The sequence below is a fragment of the Mycobacterium sp. E2462 genome (genome assembly GCF_001672685.1).
In the GTDB taxonomy this organism is placed as follows: Bacteria; Actinomycetota; Actinomycetes; order Mycobacteriales; family Mycobacteriaceae; genus Mycobacterium.
This window is the reverse complement of the sequence record NZ_LZKC01000481.1, coordinates 1-511: the sequence shown is the minus strand read 5'-3', so window position 1 is coordinate 511 and position 511 is coordinate 1. Positions and strand designations below refer to the sequence as shown.

Sequence of the window (511 nt, the reverse complement as noted above, 5' to 3'; positions counted from 1 at the left end):
GTCGGTGATCTCGCAGATCTTCTGCAGGGTCTGGTCGTCCACGGGCACCGGGATGGTGGCCCCCTCGTAGTCGACGGTGCCGTAGGGCGTGCCGAACGAGATCGTGGAGATCTGCACGCCCTCGGACTTCGCGGCGCGGGCCGCGGTGAAGGCGCCCTGCGGGGCGTTGGGGTCCAGCGGCACGTTCTCGGCGCCGTCGGATTCCAGCACGATCCGCGCCGGCGGCGGACCGTCCCCGCCCCCCATCACCGAGCCGACGGTCGCGATGGCCTGCAGCGCGGTGAACAGGCCCTCGCCCGTCGCGGTCTTGGGCGCCGCCTGCAGGCTGTCGATGCCCGCCTTGACGGCCTCCCGATTGGTGGTCGGGGGCACCAACAGCGTGGCGTTGGCCGCGAACTCGACCAGGCCGAGGTTGATCGCGGGCGTCAGCTGCTCGGCGAACTGGGTGGCCGCTTCCTCGGCGGCCTTGAGCCGGTTGGGCGGCACGTCGGTCGCCCGCATGGATTGCGAC

Annotated in this window: 1 protein-coding gene; it reads right to left on the bottom strand. The window is 72.0% G+C overall.

Annotation, left to right across the window (positions count from 1 at the left end):
* Positions 1-511: VWA domain-containing protein (locus A5714_RS24715; protein WP_156747489.1), on the bottom strand; the 511-nt coding region annotated here is incomplete at both ends.